This is a genomic window from Streptomyces sp. NRRL S-350, assembly GCF_000719705.1.
Classification (GTDB): Bacteria; Actinomycetota; Actinomycetes; order Streptomycetales; family Streptomycetaceae; genus Kitasatospora.
In genome coordinates, this window is sequence record NZ_JOHO01000023.1 from 13019 (window position 1) to 32585 (window position 19567).

The following is a 19567-nucleotide window of genomic DNA, read 5'->3' on the forward strand; positions in this document are numbered from 1 at the left end:
CCGCCCGGCGGGTGCAACCTCAGTGGGGCTCCAGCGGAGGGCCTCAGTGAGCGGAGTGCTTCTCCGCGCCCCGGTGCCGGTGCCCCTTGAGTTCGGCGTGCACGGACGGGGCGGCGTGCGTCGCCGTGGTCGGTGCGGCGCGCCCGCCGTGCCGGAAGGCCTCGCCCGCGCCGTATCCCGCGGTGGAGGAGGATGTCGCGCCGGTGCCCGGTTTCGGCGCGATCCGGACGGGTGGGCTCGCCATGCCCCGGCGTTCCAGCAGTTCCTGGGTGCCCTGGCGGAGCCGGGCGGTGTTGCCCGGGGTTCGCTTGGTCATCGTCGGCCTCCCTTCGGCGGTCACCGGCCGGACGGATGCCGGCCGGAGGGCCGCACGGGCGTCTTGTCCGGATTTTACCGGAGTCGAGTGTCCCCGCCACCGGGCGGACGGCGCCCGGAGGCCCGGTTCAGCCCATGACCTCGTGGACGAAGCACCAGCGCCAGTCCTCCCCCGGCTCGTACGAGCGGATCACCGGGTGGGAGGTGTTGTGGAAGTGCGCGGTGGCGTGCCGCTGCGGCGAGAAGTCGCAGCAGCCGATGTGGCCGCAGTCCAGGCAGATCCGCAGGTGCACCCAGTCCCGCCGGCCCTGTGCCAGGCAGTCGGTGCAACCGTCGGGAGGCGGGAGGGGCTCGATGTCCTGAGGGGCCAGAGCGAGGTCTTCGCAGGCACTCATGACTGCAGGCTATGCCGCTCCGGGCCCGCTCGCCCGCCAAGCCGGCCCGTCCCGCCCCTTCGGGACGCGCCGGCGCACCGCCTCCGACGCGTCGGCCCTCCTCCGGCCGCGTCGGCCCGCCCGCCCGGGCCGGGAGGCTCACGACACTCATGACACCTCCGAGGCCTCGGACACCGCCCCCGGGGCCGTCCAACTGCCCAGCAGGGCCAGCTTCTGGGCGGTCGGCGAACCCACCGGGGCGGTGTAGACGACCAGCAGCTGGTCCGGCGAGCCGTTGACGCCCAGGGTCTCGTAGCCGAAGTCCAGGTCGCCGACCAGCGGGTGCCTGACCAGCTTGACCCCGTGGGTCTTCTCCCGCACCAGGTGGTCCGCCCAGAGTCGGCGGAAGTCCTCGCTGCGCAGGGACAGTTCGCCCACCAGGGCGCCCAGCGCCGGGTCCTCCGGGTGCAGCCCGGCGTCCCGGCGCAGGTAGGAGACGGTCTCCGCGGCGACCGCGTCCCACTGCCGGTAGTACTCCCGGGCCGCGGGGTCGAGGAAGGCGTGCCGGGCCTGGTTGGGCGGGCTGCCCGGAACGGCGGCGGCGTGGACGGAGAAGCCGCTCACCGCGTCGCCCAGCTCGTTCCAGGCCAGGACGTCCATCCGGCGGCCCAGGACGAAGGCCGGCACCCCGGCCATCAGGTCCAGCAGCAGCCGCGTCCCCGGGCGGACCTGCTGCCCGCCCCGGCCCCGGCCCCGCCCCTGGGCGCCCGTGCCGGCAGGCTCCTTCGGCGGACGGGCGAGCGAGCGCAGGTGCGCCGCCTCCACTTCGTCCAGCCGCAGCACCCGGGCCACCGCGTCCAGTACCGCGTCCGAGGCGCTGCCGCCCCGGCCCTGCTCCAACCGGACGTAGTAGTCCACGCTGACGCCCGCGAGCTGCGCCACCTCCTCGCGCCGCAGGCCCTGCACCCGCCGACGGCCGTACGACGGCAGGCCCACGTCCTCCGGCAGGATCCGGGCCCGGCGCGAACGGAGGAAGTCCCCCAGGGTGTTCTCCATGCCTGGCAGGTTAGCCCCGGCCCGGCCGCGCCAGGGTGGTACTGCCGTTCCCAGGAAGGCCGTTCCCAGGAAGGCCGTTCCCAGGAAGGCCGTTCCCGGGAACAGCGCAGCCCTGGGTCGGCGGTCGCGGCCCGCGCAGAGTGGTCGACGTCAGCCCGACCGCCCCGGAACACCTGGAGCCCCGATGACCCTCGCCTCCCTCGCCACCCGCACCGCCGTCGTCACCGGAGCGGCCAGCGGCATGGGCGCCGCCACCGCCCGGGCCCTCGCCGCCCACGGCGCCCGGGTCGCGCTGCTTGCCCGCCGCACCGAGCGGCTGGACGCGCTCGCCGCCGAGATCGCCGCCGCGGGCGGGCAGGCACTCGCCGTCACCACCGACATCACCGACCAGGCCTCCGTGGACGCCGCCGCGAAGACCGTCCACGACGCCTACGGCCGGGTCGACCTGGTGGTCAACAACGCCGGGGTGATGCTGCCCAACCCGCTCGCCGACGGCCGGATCGACGAGTGGACCCGCATGGTCGACACCAACCTCACCGGCGCGCTGCGGATCGTGCGCGCCTTCACCGACGACCTCACCTCGGCCGCCGCCGAAGGCCGCACCGCCGACCTGGTCAACGTCTCCTCCATCGCCTCGCACGTGGTCTTTCCCGACTACGCCGTGTACGGCGCCACCAAGGCCGCGCTGACCCAGCTGTCCGCCGCCCTGCGCAGCGAACTCGGCCCGCGGGACGTCCGGGTCAGCGCGATCGAGCCCGGACTGACCGACACCGAGCTCGGCGGGCACATCGACAACCCGGTGCTGCGCGACCAGCTCGGCGGAATGTTCGACGCCATCCCGGCGCTCGGCGCCGAGGACATCGCCGACCTCGTCGCGTACACCGTCAGCCGTCCCCGGCACGTCAACCTGCGCCACCTGGTGGTCCTGCCGACCCGGCAGGCGTAGGGCCCGGGGGCGGCGGGCGCTCCGGCGTACCCCGCTCCACGGCCTCGGGCGGCATGGGAGCATGCCAACCGTGGCGATCGTGACGGGGAGAACGAACGGCGACACCGACGGGGGCGACACCGGCGGTGTGCCCGCACAGCGGGCGGGCGACGCGCGCGCGCCGGCCGGCGGGGCCGCGGCCAGCAGCGCAGCGGACAGCGTCGTCGCGGACGGCGGCCCAGCAGAAGGCAGCCCGGCGGCAGGCAGCGCACCAGACGGCAGCACGGCAGGAGGCACCGCAGCAGAAGGCAGCGCAGCGGACAGCAGCGCAGCCGGAGCGCCGGGCCACGCGGGGCCCGCCCGGTTCCCGGCGCGCCCGGTGCCCGCCACCGGCCGGCTCCGGCAGCCCGTCGCCCTGATCCGGCTGCTCGGCGGCCTGTTCGCGATCGCCCTCACCCTCCTCCTCGCCGACTACGCCCGGGCCACCACCGGCGGGATCGCCGCCGACGTCGCCGAGGCCGCCGCGCTGGTGCCGCGGCCGCTGGCGGGCCTGGCCGGCGGGCTCACCACCGCCGTCGTCCTCCTGCTGCCGGTCGGCCTCGCCGTCCACCGCCTGCTCGGCCCCGACCGACGGCGAGCCCTCCAGCAGGTGTCCGACGGGCTGCTCGCCGCCGTCCTCGCGTACGGCACCACCCTCGGCCTGGACCTGTGGGCCGACAACCTCGCCCCGCCCTCACTGCTCACGGCGCTCACCCAGCCGCTGCCCGCCGACGTCCTCGGGCACACCGAGCCCGTCTACGGCTACCTGGCCCCGGTCCTCGCCTTCATGACCGCCTCCGGCAGCCGCGAACGCCGCCTGCCCTGGACCGTCCTGACGCTCTACGGCCTCGCCGGGCTGGCCGGCGGATTCGCCACCCCGACCGCGCTGCTGCTCGGCCTGCTGCTGGGCTGGACCGGCGCCCACGGCACCCTGTACGCCGTCGGCACCCCCGACCCCTGCCCCCGGCCCGGCGAGATCCTGCGCGCCCTGCGCGACAGCGGACTGCGCCCGGTCGAGGCGCAGCCGACCGGGCCCGACCGCTACCGGGTCCGGCAGACCGACGGTCGCCCCGACCTGGACGTCCAAGTGCTCGACCGGCAGGCCGTCACCGCCGCCGCCATCCGACGCGCCTGGCGCCGCCTGCGTCTGCGCACCGCCCCCGACCCGCGCGTCCTGCGCTCGCCGCGCACCGGCCTGGAGCACGAGGCCCTGGTGGCGTACGCGGCCCTGGCCGCCGGCGTCCGCACCCGCCGCATCGCCGCCACCGCCGGCCTCGGCCAGGACACCGCCCTCATCGCGTACGAGCGGCTGGTCGGCCGCACCCTGGACCAGCTCGCCGACGAGGAGATCACCGACGCGCTGCTCACCGACGCCTGGCGCCAGCTCGCCGTCCTCCAGCGCCGCGAGGTCGCCCACCGCGCCCTGGTCCCGTCCTCCCTGCTGATCGACGACGCGGGCGCGGTGCACCTGGTCGACTTCGCCGACGGGGACATCGCCGCCACCGAACTCGTGCTGCGCTGCGACATCGCCCAGCTCCTCACCACCCTCGCCCTGCGCGCGGGCGCCGCCCGTTCCGTCCGCACCGCCACCGCCGTCCTCGGTCCCGACCCCGTCGGCGCCGCCCTCCCCCTCCTCCAGCCCATCGCCCTCACCCACACCACCCGCCTCGCCCTCAAACGCCACACCAAGCAGACCGCGACGCCCGCCATGGCCGCGACGGCCGCAGGGGTGGCACCGCCCGAGCACCCGGCCCCCGCCGCCCCCGCGCCGGTCCCCGGCGGGTTGCTGGAGGAGATCCGGGCGGAGGTGTTGCGGGCGCGCCCGCAGGCGGTGGGGCGGCCGGTGCGGCTGGAGCGGTTGCGGCCGCGGACGTTGCTGGCCGTCGTGGGCGGGGTGGTGGCCGGGTGGCTGCTGATCCCGCAGTTGTTCGCGGCGGAGGACAATCCGATCTCCGCCCTCGCGGACGCCGACCCGTGGTGGCTGCTGCTGGCGCTGGCCACGGCGGCGGCGAGCCATGTCGCGGCAGCGATGGGCTTCGTCGGCTTCGTGCCGGAGCGGCTGGACTTCCGCAACGCGGTGCTGGCGCAGGTGGCGGGGTCGTTCGTGAAGCTGGTGTCGCCGGGCGGGGTCGGCGGGGTCGCGTTGAACACCCGGCTGCTGCAGCGGGCCGGGATCCCGACGGCGCAGGCGCTGTCCAGCGTCGGGGTGGGGACGATCCTCGGGCTGGTGCTGCACCTGCTGCAGCTGGGGGCCTTCGTCTACCTGCTGGACATGCAGCCGGGCGGCTCCGAGCTCGACGCGCTGCCCGCCGTGGTGGGCGGGCTGGCGGGGGCGGCGGCGCTGCTCGCGGTGGTGTCGGCGATCCCGGCGGCCCGGCGGTGGCTGGCGGCGCGGCTGCGGCCGTTGACGACGGAGGTGCTGCCGCGGCTGCTGGACCTGCTGCGCAGTCCGACCCGGCTGGCGGTGGGGGTGACCGGGCAGCTGCTGGTGTCGCTCTGCCTGATCTCCTGCCTGTACTGCTGTGCCCGGGCGATCGGCCGGGAGCCGTCCTTCGCCTCGGTCGCGGTGGTGTTCCTGGTGGGCAACGCGGCCGGCAGCGCCGCGCCGACCCCGGGCGGGGCCGGCGCGGTGGACGGGGCGCTGATCACGCTGCTGCAGCAGACCGCGTCGATGGAGAAGGGCGGTGCGCTGGCGGCGGTGGCGCTGTTCCGGCTGCTGACGCTGATCCTGCCGGTGCTGCCGGGCTGGGCGGCGATGGCCTGGCTGCAGCGCCGCCGGGCACTGTAGGGCGGCCCGACGTGCACCACGGCACGTCGAGCCGCCCTCCGGCGTCCGGCTACTCCCGGTACTCGTCCTCGTCCAGCGGGACCACGCGGGCCTGCTCGGCGACGTCCGCGACGTCGGTGGCCGGGTCCGCGCCGAGGGCCCGGCGCTCGGCGACCTCGTCGTACTCGTCGTACTCCTCGAACTCCTCGGCCTCGGGCACCTCCTCGTCGCTCTCGACGGTCTCGGCGGTCTCGTCGACCAGGTAGTCCTCGTGGTCCTGCGGCATGGCATCCGTCCTCACTGTCAGGAGCTTCCAGGGGTGGAGGTTTCCAGGGTTAGGAGGTTCCACGGGCTCGGGTGGCGCTACTCGAAGTATCCGCCGCCCGGCTGCCGGACGCGACGCGCCGAGATCACCCGGGCGTGTTGCGCGGCACCCCCGAGGCGGCCGCACCGCTCCGCCGCCGACCGCCCCGGCCATCGGCCCGCGGAACAGCCTCCGGATACCCACGGGGATCGGGTGCATGCCGTCCCAGAGGCACTGCCGTGACGACGAACGAGCGCTCGCCGAGGAGGTCGCGCGCCCCGGCGGCGGTGTCCCGGCCGCCTCCCACGCCCGGAGCCGCGTCGACGCGGCCGCCCGCGGGAGCCCGGGCACCGTCCGACCGGAACGCCGCGCAGGCCGCCGGGGGTACGATCGGTGCCGTACGAAGGGCTGACCCACACCCACCCGGTGGCCCCGAGGCCCATACGAACGACGGGGAAATCATGTCCGGCTCGCACTACTTCAGCGGTGCACCCGAGGTCGCCAGCGAGCGACGGCCGATCACGGTCTCCCTGCCGGACCTCACCCTGGAACTGACCACCGACACCGGGGTGTTCTCCCGAGGTCGGCTCGACCCGGGCACCCGGATCCTGTTGGAGCACGCCCCGCAGCCGCGGGTGCGCGGCCCGATCCTGGACATCGGCTGCGGCTACGGCCCGATCGCACTCACCTGGGCGACCCGCCGCAAGCGGCTGCCGGTCTGGGCGGTGGACGTCAACGAGCGCGCCCTGGAGCTGGTGCGGCTGAACGCCGAGGCGCTGCGGCTGGGCAACGTCCAGGCCGCGCTGCCCGACGACGTCCCGGAGGACGTCCGGTTCGCGACGATCTACTCCAACCCGCCGATCCGGATCGGCAAGGCGGCGCTGCGCCGACTGCTGACGCACTGGCTCGGCCGGCTGACCCCGGACGGCTCGGCGTTCCTCGTGGTGCAGAAGCACCTGGGCTCGGACTCGCTGCAGAAGTGGCTGAACGACCAGGGCTACCCGACGACCCGGGTCGCCTCGGTCAACGGGTTCCGGATTCTGGAAGCGCGGCCCCGCCCCGAGGCGGGCGAGGGCTCGGAGAATGGACGAGGTACGACGTCGTGAAGCAGCTCCGCGGGACCGAACTGAAGCGTCTGCACCGCTCCTGGCGGCGCAGCAACGAGTTCCGGCTCGCGATGATCCTGGAGAACCTGCAGTCGCCCTTCAACGTCGGGTCGGTGGTCCGGACCGGCGCGGCGATGGGCGCCGAGAAGCTGTACCTGGCCGGGGACACCCCGTCGGTGCGCTCGTCCGGCGCGCAGAAGGCCGCGATGGGCACCGACAAGTACCTCAAGGTGGAGCACTTCCCGACCATTGCCGAGGCGGTTGCCGCGGCGAAGGCGGACGGCTTCAAGGTGGTCGGCCTGGAGCTGGCGGACGAGGCGGTGCCGATGTTCGCCGCCGAGCTGACCCCGGCGGTCGCCTTCGTGCTCGGGCACGAGGACCGCGGGATCACCCCCGAGGCGCTGGCGCTCTGCGACCAGGTCGTGTTCGTGCCGCAGCTGGGCCGGGTCGGCTCGCTGAACGTGTCGGCCGCCGCGACGGTGGCCTGCTACGAGGCGCGCCGCCAGGGGTACGCGATCAGCGGCACCCCGGACGGCGGCTTCGAGGGCGACCTCGGGGACGACGAGTAGCCCCGGCGGCGCCACGCGAACTCCCGCCGCACCCGGCGCGGTTGACGCCCAGTCACATCGCTTTCGCCGCAGCCGGGTTCGGCCCGGGAGCCGCTCCCGAGCAGAGCCCGCCGCCCCCGATCCAGCCCTCCCCGGTCCGGCTCGGCCCGCCCGAGCCAGCCCTCCCCCGATCCACCCCTCCCCGGCCCAACCCCAGCGCCCCCGGCCCGAGGCACCCAACCTGAGGCCGCCCGATCTGGGCCGCCCAGGCGGGACTGCCCGCCCCGGGGGTCCGCCTGCCCCGGCATCGGCACCTGCCGCGCACCGGTGACCTGGTAGGAAGTGGATCATCATGAATGACAACGATGTAGTACGACTTGAACAGGTCACCCGTTCCTACGGAACCGGCCAGAGCACCATCACCGCCCTGAACGCGGTCACCCTCGGGTTCGCCCGCGGCAGCTTCACCGCCGTCATGGGCCCCTCCGGCTCCGGCAAGAGCACCCTGCTCCAGTGTGCCGCCGGACTCGACCGCCCGGACTCCGGCAGCGTCGTCGTCGACGGCGTCGACCTCGGCGGCCTCGACGAGAACGCCCTGACCGAACTGCGCCGCGAGCGCCTGGGCTTCGTCTTCCAGGCCTTCAACCTGCTCGGCGCACTGACCGCCGAACAGAACGTCGGCCTGCCGCTGCGACTGGCCGGCCGCAGACCCGACCCCGCCCAGGTGCGGGCCGCCCTGGCGCAGGTCGGCCTGGGCGAGCGGACCGGCCACCTGCCCTCGCAGATGTCCGGCGGCCAGCAGCAGCGGGTGGCGATCGCCCGGGCCCTGATCTCCGCCCCCAAGGTGCTCTTCGCGGACGAGCCGACCGGCGCCCTGGACAGCTCCAGCAGCCGGGAAGTCCTCACCCTGCTCCGCTCGTTGGTCGACCGGCAGGGCCAGAGCACCATCATGGTCACCCACGACCCGGTGGCCGCCTCCTACGCCGACACCGTGCTCTTCCTCGCCGACGGCCAGGTCGTCGACCACCTGGCCGACCCGGACCCGCAGACCGTCGCCGCGCGGATGACGGCCCTGGAGGCCATCCGCGAGGGTGCGGGCGGTGGCACCCGGTGAACGGCTTCCGCCTGCTGCTCCCACTGGCCGCCGTCTCGCTGCGGAGACGGTGGCCGGCCTTCGTCGGCTCCTTCGTCGCGCTCGCCCTCGGCGTCGCGGTGATGTCCGCCGCCGGGGTCCTGCTCAACACGACGATGGGCGAGGACTCGCTGCCCGGCGCGCCGTCCCTGCACAAGCTGGTCGGCTTCATGGCCGCGATGGCCGGGTTCGTCTCGGTCTTCGTGGTCTCCTCGACGTTCGCCTTCGCCGTCGCCCAGCGCCGCCAGGAGACGGCGATGCTGCGCGCCGTCGGTGCGACGCCGCGCCAGGTGCGCGCCCTGGTCCTCGGCGAGGCGCTGGTGGTGGCGCTGGCCTCCGCCGTCTCGGGCTGTGCGATCGGCCTGGCCGTCGCCCCGGCGATCGCCGCCTGGCTGGTCGACCAGGGTGCCGCCCCGACCGGATTCCACGCCGAGCCGGCGCTGCTGCCGCTGCTGCTCGCCGCCTCGGGCGGCCTCGTGGTCGCCCTGCTCGGCGCGTACGCGGCGTCCCGCCGGGCCGGCCGGGTGCGGCCGGTGGAGGCGCTCGACGAGGTCGCCGTCGACAAGAAGGTGATGCCGGTCATCCGCTGGGTGGCCGCGATCCTGTTCCTCGGCGTCTTCGGCTACACCCTGCAGACCTTCATCTCGATGCCCGCGTCGATGCTGGCGGATCCGCAGTCCCGCGATCCGGACAGCACCCCGCAGTGGGCCCTGCTCTTCGACGTGATGGCGGTGCTCGCCGTCGTGCTGATCGCCCCGGTGCTGGTGCCGCCGCTGGTGCGGCTGTTCACCTCGCTCGTCCCGCTGCTGCCCGGCGCCGCCGGGCTGATCGCCCGGCAGAACGCCCTCGCCGCGATCCGCCGCACCGTCTCCACCGCGACGCCGGTCTTCCTGGTGATCGGCCTGGCCGGCTCGGTGGTCGGCGGCACGGTGGCCTTCAGCGACGCGATGGCCGCCCAGGGCCGCGCCGCACTCAAGGCCGGGTACGTGATCGAGCCGTCCGACGGCCAGGAGGTGCCCGCCGACGCCCTGCGGGGCCTGAGCGCCCTGCCGGACGCCCGGCTGACCACCGCGACGACCGTACGGTTCGACGGCCTGTCGACCCCGGACCAGCAGCCCGCCCCCGGCCGCCCCACCGACCTGCCGATCCCGGAGGACGGCCTGGCCGTCGACGGGGACCTGCGGACGGCCTGGAACCTCACCGCCGAGGCCGGTTCACTGGACGACCTGCACGGCAGGACGGTCGCGGTCTCCGGCGACATGGCCAAGGTCTTCGGCTGGCACGTCGGCGACGTCCTGAACGCCCGGCTCGCGGACGGCACCCAGGAGCAGCTGCGGCTGGTCGTCCAGGTCCACCACCTGCTGCCGCACCTGCCGGAGATCGTCGTCCCCCGCGAGGCCGTCCCCGGGCGCAGCACCGTCTCGGTCGCCTACCTCGGCACCGGGGCGAGCCCCGAGCAGGTCACGACCGCGCTGGGCGGCAGCGCGGTCCGGGCCACGACGGGCACCGCCTGGATCGGCGCGCACAACGACCGGACCACGAAGAACAGCTGGATCGCGATGCTCGCGATCCTCGGGCCCGCGCTGCTCTACGCCCTGATCGCCATCGTCAACACGATGATGATGTCCACCGGGGACCGCCTGCGGGACTTCGCCACCCTCCGCCTCACCGGCGGCACCCGCCGCCAGGTGCTCCGGGTGGTCGCCGTCGAGACCCTGCTGGTGGTCGCCACCGCGGCCGCCCTGGGACTGGTCGTCACCCTGGTCACCCAGTACGCGACGGTCCTGTTGATCGGGAACCGCATCCTCGACGCGGCCCAGCCCGCCGCCTTCGACCTGCCCTGGGCCACCCTGGCCGGCAGCACCGCGATCTGCCTCGCCCTCGCCCTGCTCTCCAGCCTGGCCCCAGCCCGCCTCGCCCTACGAGCCCGCCCCCTCGACCTCGCCACCACCCGCCAGTAGCCCCCAGCCACCCGAGCCCCGCGACGGGCCCGCCCCAACCCCCAGAGCCCAGGTCGGAGCCCATCCGACCTGGGCCTACCCACCGAGCCGTCGGCGGAACCCGACCCCGGGGCAGCTCCTACGGGCACGACGAACTCGCCCGATCCTCCTGGCCCCGCCCGGTGTCCCCTGCGCGACCCGGCCCCCACCCCACGCGGCCTGCACCCGCCGTCGACGCCCGACGCAGACGACAAAAGGCCCGGCCAGAAAGGCGGTTTCCAGGCGTCGTTGCAACACGTGGTCGGTTTGATCAGGCCGCGAGCAGTTTATGCAGGCGCTCGGCTGGGGTCTCCCAGCCGAGCGTTTTGCGTGGGCGGCCGTTGAGTTCGGCGGCGACCGCGGCAAGGTGCCCCGGGGTGTGGACGGCAAGGTCGGTGCCCTTGGGGAAGTACTGCCGCAGCAGCCCGTTGGTGTTCTCGTTCGAGCCGCGCTGCCAAGGGCTGGCCGGGTCGCAGAAGTAGACCGGGATGGCGGTGGCGATCGTGAAGGAGCCGTGGGCGGACATCTCGGCGCCCTGATCCCAGGTCAGCGAGCGGACCAGGTGGGTGGGCAAGGTCTGGACGGTGGCGGGTGGGCAAGGTCTGGACGGTGGCCGCCAAAGCGTCGCTGACCTGCTCGGCGGTGCGTCCGTTCGGCAGGTGCAGGAGCATCACGTAGCGGGCGGCCCGCTCGACCAGGGTGCCGATCGCCGAGGCACCGTCCCTGCCGATGATCAGGTCGCCCTCCCAATGGCCGGGCACCGCCCGGCCTCGACCTCGGCGGGGCGCTCGCTGATCATGACCATCGCAGTGGTGAACCGTGGCTGTCGCTGCTGGGCCTGGCGGTGCGGCTTGCGGGTCCGTCCGGTGCGCAGGGCGGCGGCCACCTCGCGGCGGAGCTCCCCGCGTCCCTGGACGTAGAGCGCCTGTGAGACCGTCTCGTGGACCACGTGCATCTCCGGCCGATCGGGGAACTGTGCCAGTAGAGCCTGGCAGATCTACTCCGGGCTCCATTTTAGGTCCGGACGGGTTTGGATGAAGCCCCGCGGTTCCAAGTTCTGGCCGATCTTCCGGGGTTTGGGGCGGGGCCGGCGGGCGTCAGCGCGAGCCTCGGCCGCATGCGGGCGGTAGGCGCCACTGTCCGGGTGGCGATTGCGGTGTATCTCGCGGCTGATCGTGGAGGGGCTGCGACCGAGCTCGGCGGCGATCGCGCGGACGGGGGCCTTCTCCCTGAGCCGGTCCGCGATGTGGAGACGGTCGGCTTCGCCCAGGTAACGGGAGGGAGCGGAAGGCGGCACCACCACGCGTACCGGTGGTGCCGCCTTCCGTCGGCTGTCGGCACTACGGCCAGAGAGTGATCACGATGGCTGCTGCCAGCATCGGTCACTTGGTGATGAATCCGCAGGTCAGGGCACCGAACCGTGATCCGCGGTCCTGCCCGAACCGGCACATGCCACCCCGTCCGCTCATGCAATGCCACCCCGGCGAGAGCCTGCCCGAGCTCACTAAAAGGGCCATCCTGCGGCTCCTCGGCCTCGCTCTTGAGCCTTTGGATGCTCAGTTCCGAGGAGAAGGGCCGCCTCACACGCTGTGCCTCGGACGCGGAGACGCGGGGATCCGGTTCGCAGCGTGTCCGCGACACGCTCGGGCTCGGAGCATGGGTGCAAGTCATCGTCTGTAGGCCGCTGCTGCCTGCCGTATGGGACTCCCGAGATGTCAGGGCCCTCGTCCATAATCTAGGAACCGTCTTCAACGAAGGACCTCACCTCTGTGACGATCACCCAGAACGAGCTCGAGTCCCGGCTGTGGGACGCCGCGAACGCGCTCCGCGGCCCCGTCGACCCAGCTGACTTCAAGACCTACGTCTTCCCGATGCTGTTCTGGAAGTGGATCAGCGACACCTGGGTCTACGAGCACGACGCGGCATTCGATGAGTACGGCGAGGACCTCGACGACGAGATCGAGGCCGATTTCCATCGGTTCGAGCTGCCCGAGGGCACGCTGTGGAGCGAGGTCACCGAGAAGGCCACCAACCTCGGTGCAGAGATCGCGAAGACCTTCCAGCGGATCGAAATGGCCAACCCCCGCTCGCTCGCCGGTGTCTTCGGCGACGCCTCGTGGGGCAACCAGGAGCGTATCCCTGAGTCGGCCCTGCTGGGGCTCATCCGAGCGTTCAACAAGATCACGCTCGACCCGTCGACGGTCTCGCACGACCTGCTCGGCGCGGGCTATGAGTACTTGCTGAAAAATTTCGCCGATGAGTCGGGCAAGAAGGCCGGCGAGTTCTTCACCCCCCGTGAGGTCGTGAACCTGCTCGTCGGGATCCTCCGGCCTGAGCCGGGCGAGTCCGTCTACGACCCGGCCTGCGGCTCTGGCGGGATGCTTGTCGCGACGATCAACCAGCTGCGCGAGTCTGGCAAGGACCACCGCTCACTCCGGGCGTACGGCCAGGAGATCAACCTGACAACGGCCTCGATCGCCCGGATGAACCTGTTCCTGCACGAGATCGAGGACTTCGACATCAAGCGCGGAGACACCCTTCGGGCTCCGGCATTCAAGGCCCCTAGCGGTGCCGTCCGCCAGTTCGACACCGTGATCGCCAACCCGCCCTTTTCACTGACGAATTGGGGAGCGGACCGTTGGTCTTCGGACCCGCGGGCTATCTGCGGCGTTCCGCCGGCGAAGAACGGCGACTACGCCTTCGTCCAGCACATGGTCTCGTCGATGAAGCCCGGATCTGGTCGCGTCGGCGTCGTGATGCCCCACGGCGTGCTGTTCCGCGGAGGAGCGGAAGCAAAGATCCGCCAGGGCCTCATCGAGAAGGACTTTCTGGAAGCCGTCGTAGGGCTGCCGTCCAACCTCTTCTACTCGACATCGATCCCGGCGTGCCTGCTGATCTTCCGCGATCAAAAGCCCGCCGAGCGCAAGGAGCATGTGCTCTTCATCGACGGCTCGGCCCTGTTCGACAAGGGCAAGAACCAGAACTTGATGTCCGAGGAGGACGTCAGGGCTCTCATCAAGGCGTACCAGACGGGCGACGACCCAGACGGTAAGGGTGGCGCGAACATCCGGTTGGTGCCGTTCGAAGAGATCGAGCGGAACAGCTTCGACCTGAATATCGGCCGCTACATCGAGGTCACTACAGGAGAGGCCGCCGATCTGGGTGCTGCGCTCGTGGCATATGCCGACGCCCGGCAGCGCCGCATCGACACCGAGACTGTCATGTTCGAGCGGCTTGCAGCGGCAGGCATCGACCTAAGCATGTTCGGGGTGTCCAGTGAGTGAGTGGGTATCGACACGACTGGGAGACGTGACGTCTCAAGCCCAGGAGCTCGTAAAGGTTGCTCCGGGTACCGAGTACCCCCTGCTAGGCGTGAAGTGGTACGCCGAAGGTCCGTTCCTCCGTGAGGTCGTGACCTCGAAGACCTCCAAGGCGACACGCTTCTACCGCGTCCAGCCCGGTCAGTTCATCTATAACCGCCTGTTTGCGTGGAAGGGAGCCTTCGGGCTCGTACGTGACGACCTGGCTGGCTCCTACGTCTCCAACGAGTTTCCGCTGTTCGACTGCGACCGCACGCGGCTGCTACCGGAGTTCCTGAGCCTCCATTTCGGACAAGAGTCCGTATGGTCATACGTCGCGCGAGTGAGCACCGGTACGACCGCCAGCCGGAGCCGGTGGAAGGAGTCTCAGTTCAATGACTACGAACTCGCTCTCCCATCTCCGGCCGAGCAGCGACGCATTATCGATGTCATGGCCGCGGTGGACGCGCAGATCGAGGCGCTAGGGGACGAAGCTGATCGGGCTTGGGCATCATGGCAGGCGGTAGTGGCAGGCCTTGACAAGCACGAGGGCCAACTACTTCTGTCAGATGGCTTGCGAGCTATCGAAGCCGGCAAGAGCCCGAAAGGACAGGAGCGAATCCCGGATCCTGATGAGCGGGCCGTACTGAAGATCAGTGCAGTTGGGCGAGCGCGATTCCTCCCATCTGAGGTGAAGACCGTCGACTCCAGCACGGTGCTCCCCGAGGCCACCAAGGTGCGGCCTGGCGATATTCTCCTGGTCCGCTGCAACGCCGTCCTTGATCGTGTCGGAACGGTCTGCCGTGTGAATGAGGTGCCTGAGAACTTGTACCTGTGCGACAAGACGTTGCGTCTCGTGCCTGATGAGGAGGTCTTGCATCGCAACTACTTGGTGCACGCGATGGCAACGCCAAGCGTTCGTGATCAGATCGCCCGGCTGACTGCCGGTTCTGACATGCGCAACATCGGGCAGAGGGCAATTCGAGAGCTTGTGATTCCCGATCCTGGGGCTGATGTGCAGGCTGTACTTGCAGCAGGCCTTGACGAGTTGGTCTCGGAGGCGCTGGTAGTCGAGGCTGAACGCTCTCACCTCCGTGCCTTCCGCTCTGCACTCCTGACCTCTCTCCTCAACCGGGAGAACGAGATCCCGGAGTCGTACGACGTTCTGCTCGAGGAGGTGTCCTGACATGGGTTGGACGGAAGCGAGCACGATCCAGCGCTCTCTGCTCGAGTGGGCGGAGGAGGCTGGCTGGGAGCGTCTCCAAGGCGAGGAGTTGCCGCGCGATGAGCATGACGTCATCGTCGAGGATTGGGCACACGAAGCGTTACTCGCACTGAACCCGGATCTGGTGGACGACCCCGAGTCGGCGGATCTTGTCCTGCATGAGCTCAACCAGGCTGTTCTTGATGCCCACAACGGTCTCGTTGCGGCCAACGAGCGGCTGACCGTGATGCTTCGTGGCGACCACTCGTTCACGACGATCGACGGTAGGCATGTGCCTCGTCGGCTGATCGACTTCAAAGACCTCAACAACAACCGCTTCACCGTCGCTGACGAGGTCACCGTCCACGGTGCGACCAAGCCGCGCCGGTTCGACGTCGTCTACTACGTCAACGGGTTTCCGCTGGTCGTTGCCGAGACCAAGACGCCCGTGAAGCATCAGGTCTCGTGGGTCAACGCCGCGAAAGACCTTCACGACGTGTACGAGGAGGAATATCCGAACTTCTTCGCGACGAACGTCTTCAACGTCGCCACCGAGGGCTTGGAGTTCCGCATGGCTCCGGTCCGTGCAGTTCCGGACCCCGACTCCGAGATTTGGGCCCCGTGGGGATCGACTGAGGACGACCCGAAGACCGTCACGGGACCGGCTCGTGTCGAACGGGCTGCCCGCCTGCTGCTGCGGCCGAAGACCATCCTGCCGATCCTCAAGGACCTGGTGATGTTCCGTCACGCTCGGGACGCCTCCGAGGTCGACATCAAGCTCTTGCCTCGCTACCCGCAGTTCGAGGCGGCTCTGGCGATCCGCGCCAAGGTGCTTGCCGGCCGTCCTGGCGGACTGATCTGGCATCACCAGGGATCAGGCAAGACCGAGCTCATGGCGTTCGCCGCTGCCCGTTTGCTGCGCGATGACGCGGTGACGGAGAAATTCGGGAGCGCGCCAACGGTCATCGTGATCGCCGACCGTAAGGATCTGGTCCGGCAGACGGCGGAGATGTTCGAGACTGCCGGCATGCCGCGGATGACGGTGCCCCGCAACCGGCGCGAGCTGCACGCTCTGCTGCGCAGCGGTGAGCCGGGCGTGGTCATCACGACGGTGCACAAGTTCGCTGAGGCCGGCCATCTGAACAACCGGTCGAACATCGTGGTTCTCGTCGACGAGGCTCACCGCTCACATGAGGGGAAGCTCGGCGACGCGTGGCGCGCAGCGGTGCCGAACGCGAAGTTCTTCGGCGCGACGGGTACTGCGATCGAAGACAAGGACCGTTCGACGTTCAAGCTGTTCGGCGACCCTGACGACCCGGACTTTGTGATGTCGCGGTACACGCCGGAGCAATCCATCGCCGATGGGTTCACCAAGCCAGTGATCGTGGAGGGCCGGTCTGTCTGGTTCAACCTCGACAAGGAAGCCTTGGACGAGGCGTTCGATGAACTGGCCACGGAGGAGGGCCTGGACGAGGAGGAGAAGGTCTTCCTGTCGGGGAAGGCTTCTCACATCGAGACGATCCTTTCCAATCCCGAGCGCGTGGCGGCTGTGTGTGCCGACATCGTCGACCACTTCCTTACCTATGTCGCGCCTTTGGGACAGAAGGCTCAGGTCGTGGCCTACAACCAGCGCCTTGTGATTGCGTACGCCAGGGCTATCGAGGCCGAGCTGGAACGCCGCGCTGCAGCCATGCCGGACGGTCGACTCCGGGAGGTCGGTGTTGTGATGCACGTCGCCGACAGCAAGGAGACCCCGAAGGAGCACAAGAAGTACCTGCTCACTCCGGAGCAGGAAGAGGCGCTTAAGCGCCGCTTCAAGAAGGTCGATGACCCGATGTCGTTCATCGTCGTCACCGCGAAGTGGATGACCGGCTTCAATGCGCCCATCGAAGGTGTCCTGTATCTCGACAAGCCCGCCAAGGACACGAACCTCTTCCAGACGATCACGCGGCCCAACCGTCCGTGGAAGAACCCTGTCACCGGTCAGCGCAAGGACTTCGGGCGGGTCGTCGACTACATCGGTCTCGCGAGGGCAATCGGCAAGGCAGTCGCCGGCCCGAAGGTGAAGGACGACGAAGAGGACGAGCTCAACGTCACCGACGCCTCCAAGTTGGCGGGGAAGTTCGTCACCGACCTCACGCGTCTACTGCATCTGTTCGACGGTATTGACACCAGTGACTCGTCGTTCGAGTCGCTCGCCGAGGCTCACGAGCGGATTCCCGAGGGCGGCGGGCAGCGCACCGAGTTCATCGAGACCTACGTCGCGCTGCAGACGGTGTGGGAGTTCCTCGACCCGCACCCGATGCTCCGGCCGTTCGCGGGCCAGTACTTCTGGCTCGCGAAGGTGTACGAGTCGATCCGGCCCAAGGACGTCTCCAAGACGTTCCTCTGGGCACGTCTCGGCGCGAAGACCACAGATCTGATTCATGGCCACATGACTAATGTGGGCGTGAAGTCGATGCCGGCGAAGACAGTCACGCTCGACGCTGCCGGGCTGGCCCTGGTGAAGAAGATCGCCGAGCAGCTGAAGCTCTCCGAGCGGCGGACGCCGGAGTCGAAAGCCGATGACGTGTACCAGGAGGTCCTCGACTCCATCGAGGCGCGCCTCAGGCGTCGGCTTGCCGATACCGAGAGTCCGGCGTACCGGTCGCTGGCGGAGCGGATCGAGAAGCTTCGCGCCAAGGCGATCGAGAATGTCGAGGATTCGCTGGCATTCCTCGAAGAGGCTCTGAAGATCGCTCAGGACGTGGTCGCCGCGGACCGAGCAGCGGAACAGGGCGACCAGGGAGCGCTCGACCGGCTGGCCGATCCGAAGCGTGGAGCGCTCACTCAGATCGTCGCAGAGAACACACCGCCTGGGCTGCACAAGATCGTCCCCGACATAGCCTCGCGGATCGACTCGATCGTCGTCGAGGTCGCCTATGCCGGTTGGAGCGCGAGCGACGCGGGCGACAAACGCGTTCGTCGCGAGCTGCGTTCCGTCTTGAAGGAGTACGGCTTGCCGATCAAGGGCGAGCTGTTCGATCGAACGTACGAATATGTGCGGGAAAACTATTGACCGATGTCACGCCAGGACCGTCGTAAGAACTTCCTGCCATCGGGAACAAGCGTCACCTTCATCCGTGCTTCCAGCGCCTTCTCGATCTCGCAGAAGAGGAGGCGAGCCTGGTCGCGGACAACACCATCTGGGTGATTGTGCAGGAAGCCCCGAACGAGCCGGGCGGCGCGGTCTCTCTGCTGCCCGTCGTCCTTGCCGTGGACGACGGGCAGGGCGCTGGCGGGGCGAAGGGTGTTCGCCCACGGTCGGGCACCCACGAGGGGCGCTCCCGACAGCATTCAAGCTGAGAGCACGGCATGCCCGGACCCGGACCTGCTTCTCAGATCTCCACGGTGGCTGCCCGTGCAGTCTCACGGGCAGCCATCACGTTGGCTAGTGCCTGCTTGTTCGTGATCCATTCCGTGTCGCCGGCGGAGACCGAGCGCTGAACGGCTTCGAAGGCAGCCTCGTCAAGTGCAACAGGTTTGGCCAGGTGTGCCCGCATGTATTGCTTGAAGAGCGCGAGCAGCTGGTCTGGCCGGGTTCCGGTCTTGGCCCGTAGGGAGAAGACCGGAAGGAACCACTCTTCGAAGTTGTCCTTGATCATCTGACTGCTGCGGTACGCCTCGTTCAGCGGTTGCAGGCTAGCCATGTGGTCGTACGGGAGGTGACCGTGCAGGGCGTACTGAAGCCGCGTGCCGCCGTGTTTGCGGAAGTGCTGGCCGTGGGCGGCGATGTGGTTAGCGGCGTTCTCGGTGATGGTCATGACCGCCGTGTCCGCCTCGTGTCGTCGGGCTGCGGCGAGGACAGTGGCGTGGATGCCGACCCGTGGGTCGAGGACGAGACGGTTGAGGCCGAGCGGCGAGAGGTCGATGCCGTGGTCGCGGGTTCGGGAGAGGATCAGCCGCTCGGTGACGTTGCCGGCGGTGTGCTGGAGGTGCTTGGGCTGCTGGCGGTGGCTGGCGTGGATGTCCGAGCGGTCGAGGACGGGGCGGTCCTTCGCGAGTTCGGCGACGAGGTGGAGGCCGGTGCGTTCCCAGGTGTCGGTGCTGCCGCAGGCATTGCAGGGGTGGCTGCCGGTGCCGGTCATGTGACCGCAGGCCCGGCACGTGGGGACGGTCTCGCGGCTGATGGTGAGGGTGCCGGCGCGGAGGTTGTTCTCGATCATCTCCAGCGCGAGGTTGGTGACCTCCGCGTCGGTGTCGGTCATGATGCCGCCCGCTGGGAACTGTCCGGGCGGGTATTTGGCGGCTATCAGGTCGGCCTCGAAGCGCTGGCGGGGGATCTTCGGGCCGTCGGCCTGGCGGTGGCGGAGGTCTCCGGCGAGGGTGACGGTGTTCCACAGGTGGGGTGCGGGCGGTAAGCCCAGGATGGCGTTGAGGGCGGCGGCGAGGCGGATGCCCACGGCCTTGCCGGGTCCGGTGGCGAAGGTGAAGGGGCCGTTCTGGACGGGCCCGTTGAGAAATAGGTGTCGCACGGGCG

The 19567-nt window shown here is 70.4% G+C and carries 14 protein-coding genes and 1 pseudogene; 9 read left to right on the forward strand and 6 right to left on the reverse strand.

The annotated features are described in order from the left end of the window. Positions 1-43 precede the first annotated feature (43 nt). The 3 genes from IF30_RS0121390 to IF30_RS0121400 form a co-directional block, all read right to left on the reverse strand. Entirely contained in the window at positions 44-316 is a 273-nt protein-coding gene (locus IF30_RS0121390) for a hypothetical protein (RefSeq protein ID WP_030240850.1), read from the reverse strand. Between the two features lie 127 nt (positions 317-443). Beyond that, positions 444-710 (reverse strand): UBP-type zinc finger domain-containing protein, encoded by a 267-nt coding sequence (locus tag IF30_RS0121395; protein WP_030240853.1) that lies wholly within the window; start codon positions 708-710, stop codon positions 444-446. A 147-nt stretch (positions 711-857) separates the two neighbouring features. Beyond that, positions 858-1745: a helix-turn-helix transcriptional regulator gene (locus IF30_RS0121400; RefSeq protein WP_030240856.1), complete on the reverse strand. Its 888-nt coding sequence runs from the start codon at positions 1743-1745 to the stop codon at positions 858-860. Positions 1746-1929: 184 nt separating this feature from the next. Between IF30_RS0121400 and IF30_RS0121405 the strand changes: the two genes are divergently transcribed. Beyond that, positions 1930-2691, forward strand: coding sequence for an SDR family oxidoreductase (locus tag IF30_RS0121405; RefSeq protein ID WP_030240858.1), 762 nt, complete (start codon positions 1930-1932; stop codon positions 2689-2691). Positions 2692-2761: 70 nt separating this feature from the next. After that, the gene (locus IF30_RS0121410; protein WP_158835315.1) at positions 2762-5497 is read left to right on the forward strand and encodes a lysylphosphatidylglycerol synthase transmembrane domain-containing protein; all 2736 of its coding nucleotides are present in this window, start codon (positions 2762-2764) and stop codon (positions 5495-5497) included. Between the two features lie 49 nt (positions 5498-5546). On the opposite strand, the gene IF30_RS0121415 is transcribed toward IF30_RS0121410, so the two are convergent. After that, a complete protein-coding gene (locus IF30_RS0121415; RefSeq protein WP_030240862.1) occupies positions 5547-5762 on the reverse strand; it encodes a hypothetical protein in 216 nt (71 codons plus the stop codon). A 479-nt stretch (positions 5763-6241) separates the two neighbouring features. Here IF30_RS0121415 and IF30_RS0121420 point away from each other — a divergent pair, with 479 nt between their 5' ends. From IF30_RS0121420 to IF30_RS0121435, 4 genes are all read left to right on the forward strand, one after another. Further along, positions 6242-6886, forward strand: coding sequence for a class I SAM-dependent methyltransferase (locus IF30_RS0121420; protein ID WP_037900731.1), 645 nt, complete (start codon positions 6242-6244; stop codon positions 6884-6886). Next, positions 6883-7455, forward strand: a complete 573-nt coding sequence (locus IF30_RS0121425; RefSeq protein WP_037900734.1) for a TrmH family RNA methyltransferase — start codon at positions 6883-6885, stop codon at positions 7453-7455. Before IF30_RS0121420 ends, IF30_RS0121425 begins: the two co-directional genes overlap by 4 nt. 331 nt (positions 7456-7786) lie before the next feature. Beyond that, positions 7787-8548, forward strand: a complete 762-nt coding sequence (locus IF30_RS0121430) for an ABC transporter ATP-binding protein (protein ID WP_030240870.1) — start codon at positions 7787-7789, stop codon at positions 8546-8548. Next, positions 8545-10527: an FtsX-like permease family protein gene (locus IF30_RS0121435; RefSeq protein ID WP_030240873.1), complete on the forward strand. Its 1983-nt coding sequence runs from the start codon at positions 8545-8547 to the stop codon at positions 10525-10527. The genes IF30_RS0121430 and IF30_RS0121435 overlap by 4 nt, the downstream gene beginning before the upstream one ends. 289 nt (positions 10528-10816) lie before the next feature. Here the strand turns inward: IF30_RS0121435 and IF30_RS41760 are convergent. Further along, positions 10817-11821 (reverse strand): annotated as a pseudogene (locus IF30_RS41760) (IS30 family transposase); the annotation flags it as partial. Positions 11822-12314: 493 nt separating this feature from the next. Between IF30_RS41760 and IF30_RS0121445 the strand changes: the two are divergent. Genes IF30_RS0121445 through IF30_RS0121455 form a run of 3 tightly spaced genes read left to right on the forward strand, consistent with a single transcriptional unit; the run spans position 12315 to position 18106 of the window. Further along, positions 12315-13829: a type I restriction-modification system subunit M gene (locus IF30_RS0121445; protein WP_030240874.1), complete on the forward strand. Its 1515-nt coding sequence runs from the start codon at positions 12315-12317 to the stop codon at positions 13827-13829. A gap of 25 nt (positions 13830-13854) precedes the next feature. Further along, positions 13855-15030: a restriction endonuclease subunit S gene (locus tag IF30_RS43785; RefSeq protein ID WP_051710755.1), complete on the forward strand. Its 1176-nt coding sequence runs from the start codon at positions 13855-13857 to the stop codon at positions 15028-15030. A 1-nt stretch (position 15031) separates the two neighbouring features. Then, the gene (locus tag IF30_RS0121455; protein ID WP_030240878.1) at positions 15032-18106 is read left to right on the forward strand and encodes a type I restriction endonuclease subunit R; all 3075 of its coding nucleotides are present in this window, start codon (positions 15032-15034) and stop codon (positions 18104-18106) included. Between the two features lie 319 nt (positions 18107-18425). Here IF30_RS0121455 and IF30_RS0121460 read toward each other — a convergent pair whose 3' ends face one another. Then, on the reverse strand, positions 18426-19562 hold the full coding sequence (locus tag IF30_RS0121460; protein WP_030240879.1) for a hypothetical protein: 1137 nt from the start codon (positions 19560-19562) through the stop codon (positions 18426-18428). Positions 19563-19567 lie beyond the last annotated feature (5 nt).